The organism is Nocardioides houyundeii, assembly GCF_002865585.1.
Classification (GTDB): Bacteria; Actinomycetota; Actinomycetes; order Propionibacteriales; family Nocardioidaceae; genus Nocardioides; species Nocardioides houyundeii.
In genome coordinates this window covers 1,211,594-1,232,865 of record NZ_CP025581.1, presented here as the reverse complement: position 1 = coordinate 1,232,865, position 21,272 = coordinate 1,211,594, and the positions used below count along the sequence as shown (strand labels likewise).

General features: G+C 71.4%; 19 protein-coding genes and 1 pseudogene. 10 read left to right on the top strand and 10 right to left on the bottom strand.

Features of this window, described 5'->3' with window-relative positions; translation table 11 throughout:
- Window positions 1-11 precede the first annotated feature (11 nt).
- Window positions 12-707 (top strand): GOLPH3/VPS74 family protein, encoded by a 696-nt coding sequence (locus tag C0R66_RS05970; protein WP_101523922.1) that lies wholly within the window; start codon window positions 12-14, stop codon window positions 705-707.
- Between the two features lie 9 nt (window positions 708-716).
- Here the strand turns inward: C0R66_RS05970 and C0R66_RS05965 are convergent, their stop codons facing one another.
- Window positions 717-1,328: a mycothiol-dependent nitroreductase Rv2466c family protein gene (locus C0R66_RS05965; RefSeq protein WP_240311633.1), complete on the bottom strand. Its 612-nt coding sequence runs from the start codon at window positions 1,326-1,328 to the stop codon at window positions 717-719.
- 106 nt (window positions 1,329-1,434) lie between these two features.
- Between C0R66_RS05965 and pepN the strand changes: the two genes are divergently transcribed.
- Window positions 1,435-4,008, top strand: coding sequence for an aminopeptidase N (pepN, locus tag C0R66_RS05960; protein ID WP_101526080.1), 2,574 nt, complete (start codon window positions 1,435-1,437; stop codon window positions 4,006-4,008).
- A gap of 110 nt (window positions 4,009-4,118) precedes the next feature.
- On the opposite strand, the gene C0R66_RS05955 is transcribed toward pepN, so the two are convergent.
- The gene (locus C0R66_RS05955; RefSeq protein WP_241901593.1) at window positions 4,119-4,526 is read right to left on the bottom strand and encodes a DUF5130 family protein; all 408 of its coding nucleotides are present in this window, start codon (window positions 4,524-4,526) and stop codon (window positions 4,119-4,121) included.
- A complete protein-coding gene (locus tag C0R66_RS05950) occupies window positions 4,504-4,878 on the bottom strand; it encodes a hypothetical protein (RefSeq protein WP_158647923.1) in 375 nt (124 codons plus the stop codon). The genes C0R66_RS05955 and C0R66_RS05950 overlap by 23 nt, the downstream gene beginning before the upstream one ends.
- Before the next feature lie 93 nt (window positions 4,879-4,971).
- Between C0R66_RS05950 and C0R66_RS05945 the strand changes: the two genes are divergently transcribed.
- Together C0R66_RS05945 and C0R66_RS05940 are read left to right on the top strand one after the other, a co-directional pair.
- Entirely contained in the window at window positions 4,972-6,006 is a 1,035-nt protein-coding gene (locus C0R66_RS05945) for a mechanosensitive ion channel family protein (protein ID WP_479684923.1), read from the top strand.
- 44 nt (window positions 6,007-6,050) lie between these two features.
- A complete protein-coding gene (locus C0R66_RS05940) occupies window positions 6,051-6,437 on the top strand; it encodes a globin (protein ID WP_101523917.1) in 387 nt (128 codons plus the stop codon).
- A 12-nt stretch (window positions 6,438-6,449) separates the two neighbouring features.
- Here C0R66_RS05940 and C0R66_RS05935 read toward each other — a convergent pair whose 3' ends face one another.
- On the bottom strand, window positions 6,450-7,322 hold the full coding sequence (locus C0R66_RS05935) for an acyl-CoA thioesterase (protein WP_240311635.1): 873 nt from the start codon (window positions 7,320-7,322) through the stop codon (window positions 6,450-6,452).
- A 238-nt stretch (window positions 7,323-7,560) separates the two neighbouring features.
- Here C0R66_RS05935 and C0R66_RS05930 point away from each other — a divergent pair, with 238 nt between their 5' ends.
- Together C0R66_RS05930 and C0R66_RS05925 are read left to right on the top strand one after the other, a co-directional pair.
- Window positions 7,561-8,775: an acetyl-CoA C-acetyltransferase gene (locus tag C0R66_RS05930; RefSeq protein ID WP_101523916.1), complete on the top strand. Its 1,215-nt coding sequence runs from the start codon at window positions 7,561-7,563 to the stop codon at window positions 8,773-8,775.
- Between the two features lie 128 nt (window positions 8,776-8,903).
- The gene (locus C0R66_RS05925; protein ID WP_101523915.1) at window positions 8,904-9,401 is read left to right on the top strand and encodes a MarR family winged helix-turn-helix transcriptional regulator; all 498 of its coding nucleotides are present in this window, start codon (window positions 8,904-8,906) and stop codon (window positions 9,399-9,401) included.
- Window positions 9,402-9,471: 70 nt separating this feature from the next.
- On the opposite strand, the gene ettA is transcribed toward C0R66_RS05925, so the two are convergent.
- From ettA to C0R66_RS19340, 5 genes and pseudogenes are all read right to left on the bottom strand, one after another.
- Complete coding sequence (ettA, locus tag C0R66_RS05920) at window positions 9,472-11,154, bottom strand: energy-dependent translational throttle protein EttA (RefSeq protein ID WP_101523914.1); 1,683 nt, start codon at window positions 11,152-11,154, stop codon at window positions 9,472-9,474.
- Between the two features lie 85 nt (window positions 11,155-11,239).
- Window positions 11,240-11,722, bottom strand: a complete 483-nt coding sequence (locus C0R66_RS05915; RefSeq protein ID WP_101523913.1) for a single-stranded DNA-binding protein — start codon at window positions 11,720-11,722, stop codon at window positions 11,240-11,242.
- A 139-nt stretch (window positions 11,723-11,861) separates the two neighbouring features.
- Window positions 11,862-13,484 (bottom strand): YfjP family GTPase, encoded by a 1,623-nt coding sequence (locus C0R66_RS05910; RefSeq protein ID WP_422385613.1) that lies wholly within the window; start codon window positions 13,482-13,484, stop codon window positions 11,862-11,864.
- A gap of 91 nt (window positions 13,485-13,575) precedes the next feature.
- Window positions 13,576-15,339: a dynamin family protein gene (locus C0R66_RS05905; RefSeq protein WP_240311636.1), complete on the bottom strand. Its 1,764-nt coding sequence runs from the start codon at window positions 15,337-15,339 to the stop codon at window positions 13,576-13,578.
- A 406-nt stretch (window positions 15,340-15,745) separates the two neighbouring features.
- Window positions 15,746-16,381 (bottom strand): annotated as a pseudogene (locus C0R66_RS19340) (PrsW family intramembrane metalloprotease); the annotation flags it as partial.
- Window positions 16,382-16,503: 122 nt separating this feature from the next.
- Between C0R66_RS19340 and C0R66_RS05895 the strand changes: the two are divergent.
- The gene (locus tag C0R66_RS05895) at window positions 16,504-17,940 is read left to right on the top strand and encodes an aminopeptidase P family protein (RefSeq protein WP_241901592.1); all 1,437 of its coding nucleotides are present in this window, start codon (window positions 16,504-16,506) and stop codon (window positions 17,938-17,940) included.
- Here the strand turns inward: C0R66_RS05895 and C0R66_RS05890 are convergent.
- Entirely contained in the window at window positions 17,899-19,155 is a 1,257-nt protein-coding gene (locus C0R66_RS05890) for an MFS transporter (protein ID WP_101523911.1), read from the bottom strand. The two genes, C0R66_RS05895 and C0R66_RS05890, sit on opposite strands and share 42 nt — an antisense overlap.
- Window positions 19,156-19,277: 122 nt before the next feature.
- On the opposite strand from C0R66_RS05890, the gene rlmC reads away from it, so the two are divergent.
- From rlmC to C0R66_RS19895, 3 genes are all read left to right on the top strand, one after another.
- Window positions 19,278-20,414, top strand: a complete 1,137-nt coding sequence (gene rlmC / locus C0R66_RS05885; RefSeq protein ID WP_101523910.1) for a 23S rRNA (uracil(747)-C(5))-methyltransferase RlmC — start codon at window positions 19,278-19,280, stop codon at window positions 20,412-20,414.
- Between the two features lie 67 nt (window positions 20,415-20,481).
- The gene (locus C0R66_RS19900) at window positions 20,482-20,904 is read left to right on the top strand and encodes an enoyl-CoA hydratase-related protein (protein ID WP_277869166.1); all 423 of its coding nucleotides are present in this window, start codon (window positions 20,482-20,484) and stop codon (window positions 20,902-20,904) included.
- Complete coding sequence (locus C0R66_RS19895) at window positions 20,892-21,143, top strand: enoyl-CoA hydratase-related protein (RefSeq protein ID WP_277869165.1); 252 nt, start codon at window positions 20,892-20,894, stop codon at window positions 21,141-21,143. Before C0R66_RS19900 ends, C0R66_RS19895 begins: the two co-directional genes overlap by 13 nt.
- The last annotated feature ends 129 nt before the right edge of the window (window positions 21,144-21,272 follow it).

Sequence of the window (21,272 nt, the reverse complement as noted above, 5' to 3'; positions counted from 1 at the left end):
GGTTCGCAGCCATGAGCCATCCCGACACGCTGATCGCCGAGGACCTGCTCCTGCTGCTCATGGACGACGAGAAGGGCCGGCTGTCGGCCTCCTCCCAGGCGCAGCCGCTCCTCGGCGGGGCGCTGCTCGTCCAGCTCGCCCTCGACGGGGCGGTCGAGGTCGAGGAGACGAACAGCAGGTGGCGCCCGGCCAAGGTCGAGGCCCGGCAGGTGGCCGGCACCGACCCGGACCCCCTCCTGGCCGGCGCGTGGGAGACCGTTGCGCAGAAGCCACGCAGCGCCCAGGACCTGGTGAGCCGGCTGGGCAAGGGCGTGCGCGAGCAGCTCCAGGACCGGCTGGTGGCCAAGGGGATGCTCGAACGGCGCCAGACCCGGGTCCTGGGCCTGTTCCCCAGCACCGTGTGGCCGGCCGCGGACCGGCAGCACGAGCAGCAGGTCCGGCAGCGGCTCCAGGACTGCCTGGTGGCCGGGGCCGCGCCGGACGCTCGCACCGCTGCCCTGGTGGCACTGCTCGCCGCCGTCGACCAGGCGCACAAGGTGGTGGACCGCGGAGCCCTCAGCACCGGCGAGGTGAAGCGGCGGGCGAAGGCGATCTCAGAGGGAGCCTGGGCGGCCAAGGCCGTGCGGGACGCGGTCGCAGCGTCCCAGGCCGCCATCACGGCTGCGGTGATGGCCTCCACCGCCGCCACCGTCTCAGCCGGGAGCTGAGCGCCATGATCAGCTGAAGTCCAGGTCTCCGGTGCGCGAGCGCTTGAGCTCGTAGAAGTAGGGCACCTTCGCGACCGCGACGCAGCCGTCCCACAGCTGGCCTGCCTCCTCGCCGCGCGGGATGGCCGAGAGCACCGGGCCGAAGAACGCGGCGCCGTTGATCGAGATCGTCGGGGTGCCCACGTCGTCCCCGACCTGGTCCATGCCCTCGTGGTGCGACTTGGCGACCGCCTCGTCCAGCGAGCTGTCGTCCATCGCGTCGACCAGGTCGGCCTCCAGGCCGGCCTCGGCCACCGCGGCCGCGATGAGCTCGCGGCTGATCGGCTGCTGCTCGAGGTGGATCCGGTTGCCCATCGCGGTGTAGAGCGGGAGCAGGACCCCACGGCCGTGGCGCTGCTCGGCGGCGATGGCCACCCGCACCGGTCCCCAGGCGGGCTTGAGCATCTCCCGGTACTCGTCGGGGATGTCCTTGTCGGCGTTGAGGTAGGCCAGGCTCATCACGTGCCAGGTCACGTCGATGTCGCGGACCTGCTCGACCTCCAGGATCCACCGTGAGGTGATCCAGGCGAAGGGGCAGAGCGGGTCGAACCAGAAGTCGGCGTTGTTCTTGGTCTCGGTCACGTGTGCCAGTGAATCAGAAGCCCCGGCACCGCCACCACCGAGACCGCCGCCCGCGCCCACCCGCGCCGCCGCCGGGCCGTCGGCGCGGGATGCCATGATGGATCTCATGCCTGGAACCAACCTCACCAGGGACGAGGCCGCCACCCGCGCCGCCCTCCTGGACGTGTCCTCCTACGACGTCGAGCTCGACCTCACCACCGGTGACAAGACGTTCGGCTCCACCACCACCATCGCCTTCACCTGCCGCGAGCCCGGCGGGTCGACGTTCGTCGACCTCGTCGACGCCACGGTGCACGAGATCACCCTCAACGGTGCCCCGCTCGACCCGGCGACGGCGTACGTCGACAGCCGCATCCAGCTCGACGGCCTCGCCGCCGACAACCAGCTGGTGGTCAAGGCGGACTGCACCTACAGCCACACCGGCGAGGGCCTGCACCGCTTCGTCGACCCCTCCGACGACCGGGTCTACCTCTACAGCCAGTTCGAGGTCCCGGACGCGCGGCGCGTCTTCACCACCTTCGAGCAGCCGGACCTGAAGTCGGTCTTCACCTTCACCGTGACCGCGCCGGAGCACTGGAAGGTCGTCTCCAACGCCCCGACCCCCGAGCCCGTGGCCACCGGCGACGGCAAGGCCGTGTGGTCCTTCCCGACGACGGCGAAGATGTCGACGTACATCACCGCCATCGTGGCCGGGGAGTACCACGAGGTCCTCGACACCTACGAGGGCAAGTTCGGCACCATCCCGCTGGGTCACTACTGCCGCCAGTCGCTGGTGGACTACATGGACACCGAAGAGCTGGTGAAGATCACCAAGCAGAGCTTCGAGTTCTTCGAGGAGAAGTTCGACTACCCCTACCCGTTCGGCAAGTACGACCAGCTCTACGTGCCGGAGTACAACATGGGCGCGATGGAGAACGCCGGCTGCGTGACGCTGCGCGACGAGTACCTCCCCCGCAGCCGTCAGGCCCGCTCGTTCTTCGAGTTCCGCACCTCGGTGATCACCCACGAGATGGCGCACATGTGGTTCGGCGACCTGGTGACCATGAAGTGGTGGGACGACCTCTGGCTCAACGAGTCCTTCGCCGAGTGGGCCTGCTACTGGTGCGAGGCCGAGGCCACCGAGTTCACCGACGCCTGGACGGGCTTCGCCAACGCCCGCAAGCAGACCGGCTACCGCGCCGACCAGCTGCCCAGCACGCACCCGATCGCCGCGGACAACGTCGACCTGCACGCGGTCGAGGTCAACTTCGACATGATCACCTACGCCAAGGGCGCCTCGGTGCTCAAGCAGCTGGTGGCCTGGGTGGGGCTCGACCCGTTCGTGGCGGGCCTGCGCCAGTACTTCAAGGACTTCGCCTTCGGCAACACCGAGTTCAGCGACCTGCTGGCCGCCTTGGAGCGGTCCTCGGGTCGCGAGCTCCAGGGCTGGGCCCAGGAATGGCTGCAGACGGCCGGGGTCAACACCCTGCGCCCGGAGTTCGCCCTGGACTCCGACGGCAGCTACTCCTCCTTCCAGGTCCTGCAGACCGCCTCGGCGGAGCAGCCGACCCTGCGCCGCCACCGCCTGGGCATCGGCCTCTACGACGAGGTCGACGGGCACCTGGTGCGCCGCGACTACCTGGAGATCGACGTGGAGGGCGCCTCCACCCAGGTCGAGCAGCTGGTCGGAGTGCGTCAGCCGGACCTGCTGCTGCTCAACGACGAGGACCACGCCTACGCCAAGATCCGCCTCGACGAGCGCTCCCTGGCCTGCGTCACCGCCGGGCTCTCCAAGCTCGACGACTCCCTGGCCCGCGCCCTGGTCTGGGGCGCCACCTGGGACATGACGCGGGACGCCGAGATGACGGCCAGCGACTTCGTGCGCCTGGTGCTGGCCAACATCGGCTCGGAGACCGACTCCTGGGGCGTCACCCGGATCCCCGTCTCCGCGGCGATGGCGGTCAACTTCTACTCCGCACCCGAGAACCGCGCGGCGCTGCGCGCCGAGTGGGAGTCCGGCCTGCGCGAGCTGATGCTGGCCGCCGAGCCCGGCAGCGACCACCAGCTCACCTTCACCCGCGCCTACGCGGCCGCGAGCCACAGCGACACCGCGGTGGCCGATCTGCAGGGCCTCCTCGACGGGTCCTTCACCGTCGAGGGCCTCGCCGTCGACCAGGACCTGCGCTGGTCCCTGCTGACCGCGCTGGCCGCATCCGGCCGAGCCGGGGACGCCGAGATCGAGGCCGAGCTGGAGCGCGACCCCACGATCGAGGGCAAGGAGAAGGCCGCCGCCGCCCGGGTCGCCCAACCGCGCCTGGAGGCCAAGGAAGCCGGCTGGGCCGCCATCATGGACCCGGAGACGCCCAACGAGACCTCGCGGGAGATGGTCTTCTCGATCTTCCGCTTCGGCCAGGAGGACGTCGTCGCCCAGTTCGTCGACAAGTACTTCGACGCGGCGGAGACGGCGATCGACACCCTGGGCTTCCACAAGGGCTCGGTGGTGCTGGAGTACGGCTTCCCCAAGCAGATCGTCGCCCAGCAGCAGCTGGCCGACCGGGTGGCGGAGTGGCTGGATCGCACCTCGGCCCCGCTGGGAGCCCAGCGGTTCGCACGCGAGGGACGCGCCGACGTCCTGCGTGCGCTCGCCGCCCAGGCCCTGGATGCCGGGTCGAGCACCCGGTCGGGTGCTGGGGCCAGCTGAGCGCCTGCACGTGAAACGGCTGAGCGCCGCACCCCTGGGTGCGGCGCTCAGCCGTTTTGGTCGTTCGGAGTGGTCGTTCGGTGCCCGTGAAGGGCGGCAGACGTGGGTGGTCAGACTCCGACGTGCTCGGGCCCGACGTGCAGGGTGTGCTGCGGGATGGCGTGCTCGGCGAGCATCAGGATCCCGCGGCGCAGCCCGCCGACCTCGTCACCCTCGGCGAAGGCCGACTGCATCGCCAGCAAGGCGAGGTGGACCTCGCCGTCGGTGAGGTGACGGCGTACCTCCGAGCCGGTCACGACCTCGAGCGCCCGCGAGACGGGGTCGACCATGATCAGGATGCTGCGCTGCGGTGCCGCCAGGGATGAGTGGAGGGACTCCGCGAAGGCGCGCGGGGTGCCCGTGCAGAGGCCCCGGAAGACGGAGAACTCGAACCGGCAGGCCTGCTCGGCCGCCCGGATCGCCCTGTCGATCTCGGCCCGCTCGCGGGCGGTGAGCTCACCAGTTGCCACTTGCGCCACCGGTGCCCTTCTCCTGGGCGTCGGAGCTCTGCAGCTCGGCCCGGCCGCCGCGCGGCCCACCGAACCACTGGTCGTCGACCGGCGTGGAGTTCGGGGCGATCTTCTCGCCTCGGGCCAGCGCGGGGAGGTAGACCGCCAGCGAGATCAGCAGCGCCAGGCCCACCGGGACCAGGAACAGCAGCAGCAGGAACTGCATGGCGGAGACGTCCTCCGGGTCGGACCAGCCCTCCGGCACGTCGGCCATGGCCGGGCCGGCGAGCAGCACCGTCAGCACGACGGCCGCCGGGACAGCCAGGCGCAGCGACGAGCGCACGACAGGACGGAGGTTCTTGAGCGCGGTCATGGAGGTCACGTCGGCAAGGATATCGTCCCCCGTCCCGGTGCCGATCACCCGAGGCCATCCGTGGCCACCTGCTGGGCCCTCGGAGCGGGTGGCACCGCAATACTGGGCGCCATGCTCGGACTCGCGACACAGATCGACCACCCCTGCCTACCTGGTGAACAGCTGTGCGAGTGGACCATGCAGGCCACCGGCAACGAGGACCTCGCGGAGATGGCCGACGTGCTCATCGGCAGGCCGCTGACCATCGCCATGCTGGTCCTGCTGGCCCTGGTGGCCCGCTGGGTGCTGCACCGCCTCGTGGACCGGGTGGTGCGGCGCGCGGAGGCCGGGATGGTCCCGGACCGCTTCACCCGGGCAGCGGTGACCACCAGCGCCCGGTTGGGCCGCAGCGCCGAGAACTCCCCCCGCGACCTGGCCGCCAACACCCGGCGGGCCCAGCGCTCCCGCACCATGGGCAGCCTGCTCAAGAGCATCATCAACGGGGTGCTGCTGGCCGTCACGTTCACCATGGTGCTCAGCGAGCTCGACGTGGACATCACCCCGATCATCGCCAGCGCCGGGATCCTCGGCCTGGCCCTCGGGTTCGGCGCCCAGACCCTGGTCAAGGACTTCCTCTCCGGGATCTTCATGATCGTGGAGGACCAGTACGGCGTGGGCGACGTCGTCGACCTGGGCGAGGCCTCGGGCACGGTGGAGGCGGTCAGCCTGCGCGTCACCAGGGTGCGGGACATCAACGGCACCGTCTGGTACGTGCGCAACGGGGAGATCCTGCGGGTCGGCAACATGAGCCAGAACTGGGCGCGTGCGGTGCTCGACCTGACCGTCGCCTACGACTCCGACCTGCTCCGGGTCCGCGAGGTCCTCACCGAGGTCACCCACGCGATGTGGCAGGACGAGGACTTCCGGGACCGGGTCATCGAGGAGCCGGAGTCCCCCGGGGTCGAGGCGATGACCGTGGACGGCGTGACCGTGCGAGTCTCGTTGAAGACCGCACCGATGGAGCAGTGGGCGGTGGCGCGCGAGCTGCGCGAGCGCATCAAGGCCCGGTTCGACCAGGAGGGCATCGTGATGCCGCACACCCGGTACGTCACCTGGACACCGGAGAAGGCCCCGGTCCCGGCGGCCACCGACTCCTGAGCCCCACCGGGCCCGATGGCTGGGCTCAGGAGCGACCCGGCACAATGGTCGGCGTGACGACGTTCTACGAGGAGATCGGCGGGATGGAGACCATCCGCACCATCGTCGACACCTTCTACGCCGGCGTCGCCGAGGATCCGTTGCTGCGCCCGATGTATCCCGAGGAGGACCTGGGCCCGGCCGCCGAGCGGTTCGCGCTCTTCCTCGCCCAGTACTGGGGTGGGCCCTCGACGTACGGCGAGACCCGCGGTCACCCGCGACTGCGGATGCGACACGGCCCGTTCGCCGTGACCCCGGGCTCCGCGCAGCGGTGGCTGGTGCACTTCCGGGCCGGCCTGGACAAGGCAGCGCTCACCGAGGAGCAGGACGCCCAGTTCTGGGACTACGTGACCCACGCCGCCCAGTTCATGGTCAACAGCCCCGAGCTCTGAGGCCTGCGGGGATCACTCCCCCAGCATGGCCAGCATCCGGGCGCGCACCTCGGGCGGCGGGTCGACGCTGCGCTGGGTCGCGGGATCGAAGAAGACCAGGACCACCCGGGACCGGCTCAGCAGGGTGCCCTCGTCGGTGATCTCCGCGTCCACGACCGCGGAGCGGTTCCCGACCTGCGACACCCAGGTGCGCACCTGGTACGGCTGTGCGCGGACGTGGATGGGGCGGCGGTAGCCGACCTCGGTGCGGGCCACGACCACACCGGCCCCGCCCTCCTGGGGCATCTCGCGACCCAGGGAGTCCAGGAGCTGGACCCGGGCCTCCTGGAAGTACTCGAAGTACTTGACGTTGTTGACGTGACCGTAGGCGTCGACGTCGCTGAACCGCACGTGCAGCTGATAGCGGCCGCCGGCGACCTCACGCGGCTCGCTCCACAGCTCCGCAGCGGGCGTGGCCGGCTCCAGGAACCGCCCCAGGGCCTGCCGCTCGGCGTCGGTGAGGCGCCGCGGGCGTTCGGTGGTGAAGGTGTACGGCGTCAGCACCGTGCTCGCTCGGGCGTACGTCGTGCGCACCCCGTTCTCGTCCTCGTCGAAGATCTCGTAGGCCATCGTGAAGGACGCGGCCTTGAGCTCGGTGACCCAGCACTCGATCTTGACCGGACCGAACCGGAACGACAACGGGTTGAGGTACTCCACCAGGTGCCGCACCACCACGATGCCCTCTCCCGGACGTCCGACCAGGCGCTCGGCCCGGCCGTCAGGGACGTGGGTGCGCAGCATGTCGACCCGGGCCTCCTGCAGGTAGTCGACGAAGACCACGTTGTTCACGTGTCCCAGCAGGTCCAGGTCGGCCCAGCGCATCGGGCACTCGTAGAGGTGGCGCACCCCGCGATGCTGTCAGACCCTGGTCGGATCCCGGAGCACGGGTCCAGCACGATGCCGACCGTCTGAGCGGGGTGCAGCCACCTGCACGCGGCGGCTCTGGGCGCGGTGCCAGACGGCCCTCGGGCGCCCCGCCACAGATCAGCCGGCAACGCTGGACCACGTGCTCGACGCTCCCCAGCACTTGCCCCCACACCCCGTAGGCTGAGTCGCGTCAGCATCCGCCCAGATCGGAGAGTCAATGCCCGAGGCAGTGATCGTTTCAGCCGCTCGTAGTCCCATCGGCCGAGCCAACAAGGGGTCCCTGAAGGACTTCCGGCCCGACGACCTGGCGGCCCTCATCGTCCGGGCCGCCCTGGACAAGATCCCCGAGCTGGACGCCAACACCGTGGACGACCTCTACCTCGGGTGCGGCCTGCCCGGTGGCGAGAGCGGCAACAACATGGGGCGCATCGTCAACGTCCTCAACGGGATGGACCAGGTCCCCGGCGCCACCATCACCCGCTACTGCGCCTCCTCGGTGCAGACCACCCGCATGGCATTCCACGCGATCAAGGCCGGTGAGGGTGACGTGTTCATCTCGGCCGGCGTCGAGACCGTCTCCCGCTTCGCCAAGGGCACCTCCGACCACATCCCGCACACCGTCAACCCGATCTTCGACGAGGCCCAGTCCCGCACCGCCGAGTACGCCAAGGGCGGCCAGGACTGGCACGACCCGAGGCAGGACGGCCAGCTGCCGGACGCCTACATCACCATGGGCCAGACCGCGGAGAACGTCGCCCGGCTGCGCGGCGTGGAGCGCAAGGAGCTCGACGAGTTCGCCGTGCGCAGCCAGAACCTCACCGAGCAGGCGATCAAGGACGGCTTCTGGACCCGGGAGATCACCCCGATCACCCTTCCCGACGGCACCGTGGTGCAGGCCGACGACGGCCCCCGCGCCGGAGTCACCTACGAGGCCATCTCCCAGCTGCAGCCGGTCTTCCGCCCCGACGGGGTGGTCACCGCCGGCAACTGCTGCCCGCTGAACGACGGCGCGGCGGCCGTGGTCATCATGTCCGACACCAAGGCAGCCGAGCTCGGCCTCACCCCGCTGGCGCGCATCGTGTCCACCGGCGTCAGCGGCCTCTCCCCCGAGATCATGGGCCTGGGCCCGGTGGAGGCCACCAAGCGCGCCCTGGCCAACGCCAGCATGAGCATCGGCGACATCGACCTGGTCGAGCTCAACGAGGCCTTCGCCGCTCAGGTCGTCCCCTCCTACCAGGAGCTCGGGATCGACCTGGACCGGCTCAACGTCAACGGCGGCGCGATCGCGATCGGCCACCCGTTCGGCATGACCGGCGCCCGGCTGCAGAACACCATGCTCAACAGCCTGGAGTGGCACGACAAGTCCACCGGCCTGATCACCATGTGCGTCGGTGGCGGCCAGGGCATGGCCCTGATCCTCGAGCGCATCTGAGTCACCCGGTCCGCCTGCGACGCCGGCGGGCAGGACCACCGGACGCCCGGTCGCCCTCGTGGCGGCCGGGCGTTCGCGCGTACCGGGACCGGCGCGTCGACACCCGGGCAGCCGTTAAGGTCGTGCCCATGACTACTCGGGGGGAAGTTCGCTGGCTCGACGAGGACCAGCAGCGGGCGTGGCGCGCCGTGCTGCTGGGCCACACGCTGCTGCTGGACCGGCTCGACGACGACCTGCGCCGCTCCTTCGAGATCTCCCTCACCGAGTACGAGATCCTGGTGCGCCTCTCCGAGCGCGAGGGGCACTCGATGCGGATGGCCCAGCTCGCCGACGCCCTGGCCCACAGCCGCAGCCGGGTCACCCACACCATCGACCGCATGGAGAAGGCCGGGTACGTCGTACGCCGTGCCTCTCCCGAGGACGGCCGGGGCGTGTTCGCCACCATGACCGACAAGGGGATGGAGCTGCTCCAGCGGGCGGCGCCCGTGCACGTCGCCGGGGTCCGTCAGAACCTGGTGGACCTGGTCTCCCCCGCTGACTTCGCGGCGGCCGGACGCGTGATGAACGCCGTGGCGGACCACCTGATCGCGGCGCACCCCGAGATGGAGCTGCGCCAGGCGGACTGACGTCCTCGCGTCCGCGGGACGACGATGCCCCCGACCGTCTCCGGTCGGGGGCATCGTCGTCTCACCGGGATCAGTCCCGGGTGAGCTTGCGGTGCGTGACGCGGTGCGGGCGCGCCGCGTCGGCGCCGAGACGCTCGATCTTGTTCTCCTCGTACGCGGCGAAGTTTCCCTCGTACCAGAACCAGTTGGCGGGGTCGGACTCGTTGCCCTCCCAGGCCAGGATGTGGGTCGCGACGCGGTCCAGGAACCACCGGTCGTGGGAGGTGACCACGGCGCAGCCGGGGAAGTCCAGCAGGGCGTCCTCCAGGGAGGAGAGGGTCTCCACGTCCAGGTCGTTGGTGGGCTCGTCGAGCAGCAGCATGTTGCCGCCCATCTTCAGGGTGAGCGCCAGGTTGAGACGGTTGCGCTCACCACCGGAGAGCACGCCGGCCTTCTTCTGCTGGTCCGGACCCTTGAAGCCGAACGAGGCGACGTAGGCACGAGAGTTCATCTCGAAGTTGGCGACCTTGATGAAGTCCAGGCCGTCCGAGACGACCTCCCAGACGTTCTTGTTGGGGTCGATGCCGCCACGACTCTGGTCGACGTAGGAGATCTTGACCGTCTGACCGACCTTCAGCTCACCCTCGTCAGGCTGCTCCTCGCCGGTGATCATCCGGAACAGCGTCGTCTTGCCGACACCGTTGGGACCGATGACGCCGACGATGCCGGCCTTCGGCAGCGTGAACGAGACGTCGTGCATGAGGACCCGGCCCTCGAAGCCCTTGCCCAGGCCGTGCGCCTCCAGGACGACGTCACCAAGCCGCGGTCCAGCGGGGATGTTGATCTCGGAGGTGTCGATCTTGCGCATCCGGTCGGCCTCGGCCGCCATCTCCTCGTAGCGCGCCAGCCGGGACTTGCTCTTGGTCTGACGGGCCTTGGCGTTGGAGCGCACCCACTCCAGCTCGCGGTCGAGCATCTTGGCGCGCTTGGCGTCCTTCTGCCCCTCGATCTTGAGCCGGCTCTTCTTGGTCTCCAGGTACGTCGTGTAGTTGCCCTCGTAGGGGTGGGCCTGCCCTCGGTCGAGCTCGAGGATCCAGGACGCGACGTTGTCGAGGAAGTACCGGTCGTGGGTCACGGCCAGCACGGCACCGGGGTACGAGGCCAGGTGCCCCTCGAGCCACTGGACCGACTCCGCGTCGAGGTGGTTGGTGGGCTCGTCGAGGAGCAGCAGGTCGGGCTGCTGCAGGAGCAGCTTGCACAGCGCCACCCGGCGCCGCTCACCACCGGAGAGGTTGTCGACGATGGCGTCCGGCGGCGGGCAGCGCAGCGCGTCCATCGCCTGGTCCAGCCGGCTGTCGAGGTCCCACGCGTTGGCGTGGTCGAGGTCGGTCTGGAGGTCGCCCATCTCGGCCAGGAGCGTGTCGAAGTCGGCGTCCGGGTTCGCCATCTCCTCGGAGATCGCGTTGTAGCGGTCGAGCTTCTGCTTGATCTCGCCGGCCGCCTCCTCCACGTTCTCCAAGACCGTCTTGCCCTCGGTCAGCGGCGGCTCCTGCTGGAGCATGCCGACGGTGGCGTCGGGGTCGAGGATCGCGTCGCCGTTGTTGGCGTGGTCCAGCCCGGCCATGATCTTGAGCAGCGAGGACTTGCCGGTGCCGTTGGGACCCACGACGCCGATCTTGGCCCCGTGCAGGAAGGAGAGGGTGACGTTGTCGAGGACGACCTTGTCGCCGTGGGCCTTGCGCACATTGCGCAGGGTGAATACGTAGTCAGCCATGGTCAGTGAGCCTACCGGTGCGAGGCCCGGCACCGGCCACCGGCGGCTCAGCGACCGGTGGCGCCCCGCGAGTCCCGGCTCGACCTCAGGCAGCCGGCTCCTGCACCGCGGTCACCGCCTGACCGTTGCTGTCCAGACGCGGCCCACCCTCCTCGTAGGAGTGCAGGACCGCCCGCACCGCGTCGTCCTCCACCCCCACGGCGGGCTCGGGCGCCTTGGCGCGCCGGAACTCGCTGGTGCCGCGGGTCAGGTCGTGGCCCACCGAGGATGCGACCACGACGTAGCGCGTGGAGACCGTGCCGTCCTCGCGCTTCCACACGTCGGCGACGAGCTTGCCCGAGACGACCACCGGGTCCCCGGTGCGCACCGACGCGCCCACGTTGAGGGCCAGGGTGCGCCAGGCCTTCACGGCGTACCAGATGGTCTCGCCGTCCTCCCACTGCCCGCCGCGGTAGCGACGCGGCGTGCTGCCCACCCGGAAGCTCGCCACGGCCGCTCCGGCACCGGCCTCGGTGAGGGTGACCTCGGACCCGACCCAGCCGCTGAAGGTGATCATGCTGTCGTTCATGTGCGCTCCTGTGCCTGTCGCCGACGCGGCGCCCTGCCCCGTCGACGACCACCCTGCTGCAGCCCCGCAGGGCCGAGCGCCGTACGGCGGGCGCGCTGTGGAGAACTCCGCCGCCGCGCCGCCTGTGGACGTCAGCAGGTCAGCGCAGCACCTCGGCGAGACCGTCGCGCGTCGCGGAGTAGGCCGCCAGCTCGGTCCGCACCGGCTCGATGACCAGCTCCTCGGAGACCTGCCCGATCGCCTCCCGCAGCCGCCGGTCGGCGGACCGGGCGCGGCGTCGGGCGGTCAGGGAGACCAGCACCCGGCACAGCAGAGCCAGCAGGATGCCGAGCCCGACACCGCCCAGCAGCAGCAGGGTGGGGACCGGGAAGCCGCGCCACTCGGGGGTGGGCACCTCCGGCAACCGCGCGTAGGAGCCCAACGCCAGGACACCGAGCCAGACCGCGCCGACCGCCGCCGAGACGATGAGCAGCCACTGCAGGACTCGCACCAGTCCTGCCCAGGCGGGGATCCGCTCCGCGCCGAGGTCGGTGGCGGCCAACGCCTTGTCCAGCCGGTCCCCCAGGTCGGGAAGGCGGGAGACCGAGGCCTGGCGCACCGCGTTCGCCCAGGACGGCCTGAGGTCCACCGAGACCTCGTCGACCAGCGAGCGCACCTCGCTGTCGACCTTGGCGCGCTGGACCTGGTTGGCGGTGGGCACCGAGGTTCGCGCCGAGCCGGTGAGCTCCTTGCCCGCGGCGCCCAGGTCGAGGTGCAGGCGCTTCAGCGGATCGGGCTTGAGCTTGGTCACCCACGCGGTGACCGGCCAGCCGGTGGCCCGGTTGGCGCGGATCCGGGTTGAGTCCTCGACCGCCCGGACCACGGTCGGCGCACCGGCTGCCTCGGCGAAGGCGTCCTCCAGGGCCGCCACCCGCTCCCGGGGCAGCGACGGGGTCTTCGCGTTGCCGGTGAGCTCGGCCATCCGGGCGGCAGCCGCGCGGAGGTCTGCGTCCAGGCGCTGCTTGGTGACCTTCTTGCTGGCGACCTTGCGGGCGATCTCGTCGCGCAGCTCGTCCATGCCGGTGCCCTCCCGGGCGCTGACCGCCAGCACCGGAACACCCGTGAGCCCGTCGGCGACGAGCAGTCGCCGCACGTCCTCGACCATCGCGGAGCGGCGCTCCTGCGGCACCCGGTCGATCTGGTTGAGCACCACCAGCATGACGTCCTGGTGGGTGGCCAGCGGCGCGAGGTAGCGGTCGTGGATCGCGGCGTCGGCGTACTTCTGCGGGTCCAGCACCCAGATGAGCATGTCGGCCAGCCGGACCAGCCGGTCCACCTCGAGGTGGTGGGAGACCTCGGTGGAGTCGTGGTCGGGCAGGTCCAGCAGGACCACGCCCTCCAGCGGATGCTTCGAGCCGGCACTGAGCAGGTTGTCGCGGGTGACCTGGTGCCGGGACGGGATGCCGAGCCACTCCAGCAGCTCCGGCGCACCCTCGGTGCCCCAGACGCAGGCGGTGGCCCACGACGTGGTGGGACGGCGCACCCCGACGGCACTGAGCTCGAGCTCGGTCAGGGCGTTGAACGTGGAGGACTTGCCCGAGCCGGTGGCTCCGGCCAGGGCGACGACCGTGTGGTCCGCGGAGAGCTTGAGCCGGGTGCCGGCGCGGGTGACCACCGCGGAGGCCTCGTCCACCACCGAGTCGTCGAGCCGTCCAGCCGAAGACGTGACGGCCTGTTCCAGCCCGGCGAGGCGCCCGCCGATGTCGGAGCCACGGGTCACCAGCTTCTTGGCGCCCTCGAGAAGTGACGTCATCGTGTCCTCAGCCGAGATGAATGGGTTCGTGGGCCAACAGTAGTGCGCCCGTCCGGGATGCTCACGACCCGCTCTGGTCCGCCTCGTTGCGACCCAGCAGCGCGAAGCGCAGGTCGTCGACCCGACGCGCGCAGGTGCGCAGCGTCTCCGCGGAGCCCGGCGTCACCTTGAGGGAGTCCAGCAGGTCGAGGTAGCGCCGGCGCTCCGCGTCGAAGAGCTCGTCCACCCGGCGTTCCAGGTCCTGACGGGCCCGCTCGGCCAGCGTCCGCACGGCCTGGTCGCCGAAGACCGCTTCCAGCAGCTTCTGTCCCAGCAGCGCGCCACCGCCGGCGATGCCGGCCTCCGCGCCCACCAGCGCTCCGCCGGTGTGGGCGAAGACCACGACCATCAGGGCCACCGACAGACCGTTGACGCCGTAGGCCAGGAAGCGGGCCGTGGAGCGCTTGTCGGCACCCTCGGTGCGCACCATCTCCAGCACGTCGGCCTGCCAGTCCCGCACCGCCCGCTCGGTCTTGCGCCGGAAGTCGCGCGAGGCCCGCCCCAGGTCCTCCCCCGCGTCCGCGAGCAGGGCCTGGCCGGAGGCCACCGACTGCCAGGAGGCCTCGGCCCGCTCGGCAGCCGCCTCGGCGTGCTCGAGCAGCAGGGTCTCCAGGCCCGACTCGACCGCGACCGTGACCCGCTCGGCCTGCTGGGGCTTGCCCTTGATGGCGTTGACCACCCGGTCGCGCAGCCACCCCACGCGGGTCTCCAAGGAGCGCAGCAGCTCGCCGGTGCCGACGAACTCCTGCCACCGCGCGAGCACCTCGCCGCGCAGCAGCGTGCCGTCGGCCGACGCCGCGGTCACCCCGGCCACCCCGGCGTCGTAGGCCTTGTCGACGTCCTCGCGGAGCCGGCGCAGCACCTCGGCCTGCTCGGTCTCCGCGTCCGCCACCTCGTGGGTACGACGGGCGACCGTGCGGATGGCGCCCTCCAGGGTCTGGCGCACCACGCCGGCACGCGCCTCGGCGTCCGCGGCCAGCGACTCCAGCCAGCCCCGGATCGCCGCCACCGCGGCGACAGGCAGCAGCCCGGTCTCGGAGATGTGCTCCTCGGTGACCGTGAACAACGGAGAGTCCTTGAGCCCACGACTGGCCAGCATCCGGGCCAGGTGCGTGGAGACGGTCTCGATCGCGTCGTCGGGCGTGCGGTCGAGCACGATCGCCACCGCGGCGGAGCGCTCGGCCGCCTCACGCAGGAAGTCCCACGGCACCTGGTCGGCGTACCGCGCGGCGGAGGTGACGAAGAGCCACAGGTCGGCCGCCGCGAGCAGCTGGGCGGCCAGCGTCCGGTTGGCCTCCTCGACCGAGTCGATGTCGGGGGCGTCCAGGATCGCCAGTCCGGCCGGGACTGTCTCCGACGGGACGAGCTGGAGGGCGTGCGGGTCGTTGGTGGCGGAGCTGACCCGCTCCAGCTCGGGCAGCAGCCGGTCCTGGCCGAACCACTGGGCGTCCTCGGGATTGTGCACCAGCACCGGGGAGCGGGTGGTGGGCCGCAGCACCCCCGGCTCGGTCACCCGGTGGCCGACCAGCGAGTTGACCAGCGTCGACTTGCCGGCGCCGGTGGAGCCACCCACCACGGCGAGCATCGGGGCCTCGATGGTCATCAGCCGCGGGATGACGTAGTCCTCCAGCTGGGCGATCATGTCGGCGCGCGCCTTGCGGCTCTCCGCGACGCCGGGCACCTCCAGCGGCAGCGTGGCCCCCTGCAGGGCACCGCGCAGCTGCACCAGTGCCGTGAGCATCTGGGTGCTGTCGATGCCCGTCTCGGGGCTCGAGGACTCGCTCATCGTGTGGGGACCACCTGTCCGGGGAAGGAGATGTAAGGGCGCACCGCACCCAGCCGGGTGATGAAGCGCTGGCCGCGGGCTGCGAAGTCGGGGGCGGGGTGCCGCGCAGGTACCGATGATGCAGGAAGCCCAGCTCGATCGCCGACTGCTGGTACTCCCGCATCGCCCGCTCCGCGCGGGCTCCCCCGTGCTGGCGGGCGTAGGCCCGGGCCTCGCGGCGCGCTCTCAGGTCCACGAGCCAGCCGATGTCGGAGGCCGGGAGCAGCCCGCGGGCGGCTGCGTCCTGCAGCGCCCGGGTCAGCATGGTGCGCTCGGAACGGCGCAGCCAGATCACGAAGGCGATGAGCGCGGCGAAGCCGGGCGCCATCATGGTCAGGTAGACCGTGGCGAACTGCTCAAGGCCACCGATGGCGGAGGCGTTCCAGAGGCCATGGGTGAGCACAGCCACCAGGTACCCAGCCAGGGGCGCCAGCACGCGCACCAGCGGCCGACGGCTGCCGACCGCGATGCCCACGCCGATGCCGGTGAACGCGGTGAAGAGCGGGTGGGCGAACGGGCTGACCAGGCAGCGGACCACGAAGGTGGCCGTCAACGCCTCGGTGCCGCCCGGGCCCAGGCCGTCGGTGCCGTCGTACGCGGCCGCCAGGTAGAGGATGTTCTCGATGAAGGCGAACCCGATGCCGACCATGCCCGCGTAGACGATTCCGTCGAGGATGCCGTCCAGCTCCGCCCGGCGCCACCACAGCAGGAGCAGCAGGAACAGGCCCTTGGTGGCCTCCTCGGTGACCGGGGCGACGACGGCGAGCATCTGGGAGTCGTCGAACCCGCCGAACAGCCCACCGAGGCCCTGCAGCACCAGCGCGGCGGCGGTGGCGACGAAGGCCCCCCACAGCACGCCCGCGGCCAGCAGCGTGCGCGGCTCCGGCTCGTAGCGGTCCAACCACAGGAACACCCCCACCACGGGTCCCACCGGCAGGAACGCCAGCACCGTGGCCAGGGCCAGCGACGAGGGTGCTCCGGAGAGCGCGATCACCAGCAGCATCGCGGCCGCGCCCAGCAGCGCCAACAGCGTGACCACGAGCGTGAAGGCAGCGCTCTGGCGACGGTGGCTGGACATGGTCGGCAGCCTAACGGGGCGTGACCGCGCGGCGTACAGTGAAGTCCGTGAGCGAGGAGTCCCAGACCCAGCCAGGCACGACACCGACGACCCAGCCGCGGACGGAGTCCCACGACCCCGCGGTGCCGGAGGCGTACGCCGCCTTCATGCGCACCGGCTGGGGCGAGCGGGAGGCGACGGTCCCCCGGCACCCGGTGACCGCCAGCGCCGCTGCCCGGCGGGCGCGCCTGGCCGAGGCCTTCCCCGGCGAGCGCCTCGTGCTGCCCGCCGGCACCTTCAAGGTGCGCTCCAACGACACCGACTACCGCTTCCGCCCCGACACCGCGCACACCTACTATTCGGGCAACCAGAGCACCGATGCCGTGCTGGTGCTCGCGGACGGCGACGCGGTGCTCTACGCCAGGCCCCGCTCCTCGCGGGAGACCGACGAGTTCTTCCGGGACCGCCAGTACGGCGCGCTCTGGGCCGGAGCCCGTCCATCACTGGAGGAGATGTCGGACTCGCTGGGCCTGGAGGTCCGGCACGTCGACGAGCTGCCGGGCGCGCTCGCCGGGACCGGCAAGACCCGCGTGCACCGCGGCGTCTCGGCCACCGTGGACGCCCTGGTCCCCGGGGACGACACCTTGGACACCGACCTGGCCCGGGTGGTCTCTGAGATGCGCCTGGTCAAGGACGACTGGGAGGTCGCCGAGCTGGCCGAGGCCTGTGACATCACCACCTTGGGCTTCGAGGACTCGGTGCGCGAGTGGGACCGGGTGCTGGAGTACGGCGAGCGCTGGGTGGAGGGCACCTTCTTCCGCCGGGCCCGGGCGATGGGCAACGACATCGGCTACGACTCCATCGTCGGCGGCGGCTCGCACGCCACGACCCTGCACTGGATCGAGAACAGCGGGCCCGTCAGGCCCGGTGAGCTGATCCTGCTCGACATGGGGGTGGAGGGCCGCAACCTCTACACCGCCGACGTGACCAGGACCCTTCCGGTCTCCGGCACCTTCACCGACCTCCAGCGCGACCTCTACGAGCTCGTCCTGGCTGCCCAGGAGCGCGGCATCGCCGCGGTCCGCCCGGGCGCGGCCTTCCTGGCGCCGCACCAGGCGGCGATGGAGGTGCTCGCCCACGGGCTCTCCGACCTGGGGCTGCTCCCGGTCTCCGCCGAGGAGGCGCTGGACCCCGACTCCAAGGTCTACGCCCGGTGGACGCTGCACGGCACCTCGCACATGCTCGGGATGGACGTGCACGACTGCGGACGCGCCGCACCGGAGTCCTACACCAAGGCCGACCTCGCCGAGGGCATGGTCCTGACCGTGGAGCCGGGGCTCTACTTCCAGGACGACGACCTCCTGGTGCCCGAGGAGCTGCGCGGGATCGGCATCAGGATCGAGGACGACATCCTGGTGACCGGCGACGGCAGCCGCAACCTCAGCGCCGCGCTCCCCCGCGCCTCACACGACGTCGAGGAGTGGATGGGCCGGCTCCGCGGCTGACCCGGCAGCGGCCTGGGGCCCCGAGCGGTCCCGGGCCCGGACCACCAGGGCCAGCACCACGGCCAGCACCATGGCGCCCACGGTGACGGTGAAGGCGGCGGTGTGGCCGTGCGCGTCGGCCAGCCGGCCAGCCGCACCAGCCCCCAGCGCGTAGCCCAGGCCGACCGCACTGGCCAGCAGGCTCAGCCCCAGGCTGGCCCGGCTCTGCGGCAGCGCCCGCTCCCCCAGGGTGAAGACGCTGATCAGGTAGGGGGCGACCCCGAAGCCGAGCGCCAGCACCACCAGCACCAGGCCGGTCAGGCTGTCCACCGCGAGCAGCGGCAGCGACATCACCAGCAGCGCCACCGCGCAGACGAGCATCCGGCGGGCGTGGCCGAAGGACTCCGGGAGCAGCGCGGTGCCGAGCCCGGCGATCACGCTGCCGATCCCGAGCACCGCGTGGATCAGCCCCGCCAGCCCCGGCTCCCCCGCCGCGTCGGCCATCACCGTGGTGCCGGTCTGGGTGGCACCGAACAGCATCCCCACACACATCAGGGCCAGCAGCAGGACGACGAAGAACGGGGTGACCACCCGGGCCACCACCGTCCCCGGCGCGGGCCGCGGCACGGCACCGGGGGCGGTGGGGTGCAGCGCGAAAGCGCATCCGAAGACGACCAGCAGCGCCGAGGCCATCAGCATCGCCGCCTCCGGCGAGATCAGCGCCACCCCGGTCCCGACCAGCGCCGGACCGAGCACGAACGAGGCCTCGTCGGCTGCCCCTTCGTAGGAGAACGCGGTGTCCAGCAGACGACGGTGGTGCACACCGGAGTCGGCGACCAGCGGGCGCCAGCGCACCCGGGAGAGCGGACCGACCTGAGGGAGCAGCGACCCGGCGACCGCAGCGCACAGCACCAGCACCGGGGTCGAGCAGTCGGCGTGCGCGGCGATGACCAGCACGCCCAGGGCGAGGGCGCCGAGCAGGGACTGGACGAGGACGACGGGCCGTTGCCCGTGGCGGTCCGACAGGGCGCCGGCCAGCGGGGAGCCGACAGCGTTCGCGATCGCCAGGGCCCCGGCGGCCAGACCGCCGCTGGCATAGCTCCCGGTCGTCGAGGAGATCAGCACCAGGGTGCCGAGCTGGCTCATGGAGGTGGGCAGACGGCCGATGAAGGCGACCAGGACGTAGGCCGGGCCGACGAGGTCGAGCAGCCGCCGGTATGAAGCGAGGGGTGACACGCAAGGACTCTTTTCGGGTGCGCAGGGACGACGCGCGCCGTACCCACCTCCGAGAACGCGCAGAACCCTGAGCAGCGACAAGAGTAAGGGATGAGGGCGGGGAAGGTAGGTTCGCCAACGTCATGGACTGCGCCCACTACGACGCCCACCGGTGTCGCTCCTGCACGTTGCTGGAGGTTCCCCGAGCCGACCAGCTCGCCGCGAAGACACGGCAGGTGCAGGCCCTGCTCCCCGATCCCGACCTCGAGTGGCAGCCGCCGGTGGTGGGCCCGGGCGAGAGGTTCCGCAACAAGGCCAAGATGGTCGTGGGCGGCACCGCCGACGCGCCGACCCTGGGCATCCTGGACGCCGCCGGCTCCGGGATCGACCTGCGTGACTGTCCTCTGCACTCCGCCGGTCTGCAGGCTGCGCTCCCGCTGCTGGCGGCGTTCATCAGCACCGCCGCGATCGCGCCGTACGACGTGACCGCGCGGCGCGGCGAGCTCAAGCACCTGCTGGTCACCGAGTCAGAGGCGGGCGAGCTCATGGTCCGGTTCGTGCTGCGCTCCCAGGAGCCGGTGACCCGGATCAGCAAGCACCTGCCGGGGCTGCTGGCCGCCCTCCCCCGGCTGCGTGTGGTCTCGGTCAACCTTCAGCCCGAGCACAAGGCCGTCCTGGAGGGCGAGCGCGAGATCGTGCTGCACGGCTCCACGCTGGCGATGCGGGTCAACGACCTGACGTTGCACCTTCGCCCGCAGAGCTTCTTCCAGACCAACACCGAGGTCGCCGCCAGCCTCTACCGGCAGGCGGCGGCCTGGGTCGCCGAGCTCCTTCCCGTCGGGGAGACCGCGCCCGCCCAGGTGTGGGACCTGTACTGCGGGGTCGGCGGCTTCGCGCTGCACCTGGCCCGCCCGGGGCTCGCGGTGACCGGGGTCGAGGTCAGCGCCGAGGCCGTGGCGAGCGCGCGCACCAGCGCGCGGGAGCTGGGCGCTCCGGCCGAGTTCGTCGCTGCCGACGCCACCGCCTGGGCCCTGGCCCAGGACCGGTCGCCGGACCTGGTGGTGGTGAACCCGCCGCGCCGGGGCATCGGGCCGGTCCTCGCCGGGTGGCTGGAGGACTCCGGGGTCCGGCACGTCCTCTACTCCAGCTGCAACGCGGAGTCCCTGGCGCGGGACCTGGCGGCGATGCCGTCGTTGCGCCCGCGCCGGGCCGTGCTGCTGGACATGTTTCCCCAGACCCGCCACTACGAGGTGCTGGTGCTGGCCGAACGCACCGACTGAGTCCCGGGGCCCGGCGCTCCGGTACGGTTCGCCGGATCTGCTCGCGACCTGCCACAGGAGCCCCCGCATGCCCACGCTCACCAAGGACAGCACCGTCTGGACGCTCGACCTCGGCTCGGACGAGAACCGCTTCCACCCGGAGTGGCTGGAGCAGACCGACGCCCTGCTGGACGAGATCGCCGACTCCACGGAGCCGGCCGTGCTGGTCACCGCGGGCAGCGGGAAGTTCTTCTCCAACGGTCTCGACCTGGAGTGGCTGGGCGCCAACGGCGACCGCCTCGGCTGGTACGTCGACCGCATCCACGCGCTGTTCGCCAAGGTGCTCACCCTGCCGGTCCCGACGGTCGCCGCGGTCAACGGCCACGCCTTCGGCGGCGGCGCGATGCTCGCCATGGCCCACGACTTCCGGGTGATGCGCGAGGACCGCGGGTTCTTCTGCTTCCCGAGGTCGACATCCACATCCCGTTCACCACCGGGATGTCCGCCCTGATCACCGCCAAGCTCACGCCGGCGGCCGCGGTGGAGGCGATGACCACGGGCCGTCGGTACGGCGGCGCCGAGGCGATGGCAGCCGGTCTGGTGGACGGGGTCAGCGGCCTCGAGGAGCTCCGCGGCACCGCGGCCGCCCGGGTCCGGGACCTGGCAGGCAAGGATCGTGCCACCCTCGGCGCCATCAAGGCCACCATGTACGCCGGTGTCGTGGAGATCCTGAGGACCCCCCAGGCCTGAGCTCCCGAGGACGGGACCCGCCGGGTGCTGCAGCACACCCGACGGGCCCCGCCGACGCTCCCGTCCAAGAACGCTAGGTGCGAGGAGAATCACTGACTAGCCCTGGAAAGCGGGCGTCAGTCGAAAGAT

What these genes read in the sequence shown, in the direction of transcription:
- C0R66_RS05970 (WP_101523922.1), top strand. Translation starts at nt 12, where the DNA reads ATGAGCCATCCCGACACGCTGATCGCCGAGGACCTGCTCCTGCTGCTC.
- pepN (WP_101526080.1), top strand. Translation starts at nt 1,435, where the DNA reads ATGCCTGGAACCAACCTCACCAGGGACGAGGCCGCCACCCGCGCCGCC.
- C0R66_RS05940 (WP_101523917.1), top strand. Translation starts at nt 6,051, where the DNA reads ATGGTCGGCGTGACGACGTTCTACGAGGAGATCGGCGGGATGGAGACC.
- C0R66_RS05930 (WP_101523916.1), top strand. Translation starts at nt 7,561, where the DNA reads ATGCCCGAGGCAGTGATCGTTTCAGCCGCTCGTAGTCCCATCGGCCGA.
- C0R66_RS05925 (WP_101523915.1), top strand. Translation starts at nt 8,904, where the DNA reads ATGACTACTCGGGGGGAAGTTCGCTGGCTCGACGAGGACCAGCAGCGG.
- ettA (WP_101523914.1), bottom strand. Translation starts at nt 11,154, where the DNA reads ATGGCTGACTACGTATTCACCCTGCGCAATGTGCGCAAGGCCCACGGC.
- C0R66_RS05915 (WP_101523913.1), bottom strand. Translation starts at nt 11,722, where the DNA reads ATGAACGACAGCATGATCACCTTCAGCGGCTGGGTCGGGTCCGAGGTC.
- C0R66_RS05905 (WP_240311636.1), bottom strand. Translation starts at nt 15,339, where the DNA reads ATGAGCGAGTCCTCGAGCCCCGAGACGGGCATCGACAGCACCCAGATG.
- rlmC (WP_101523910.1), top strand. Translation starts at nt 19,278, where the DNA reads ATGGACTGCGCCCACTACGACGCCCACCGGTGTCGCTCCTGCACGTTG.
- C0R66_RS19900 (WP_277869166.1), top strand. Translation starts at nt 20,482, where the DNA reads ATGCCCACGCTCACCAAGGACAGCACCGTCTGGACGCTCGACCTCGGC.
- C0R66_RS19895 (WP_277869165.1), top strand. Translation starts at nt 20,892, where the DNA reads ATGTCCGCCCTGATCACCGCCAAGCTCACGCCGGCGGCCGCGGTGGAG.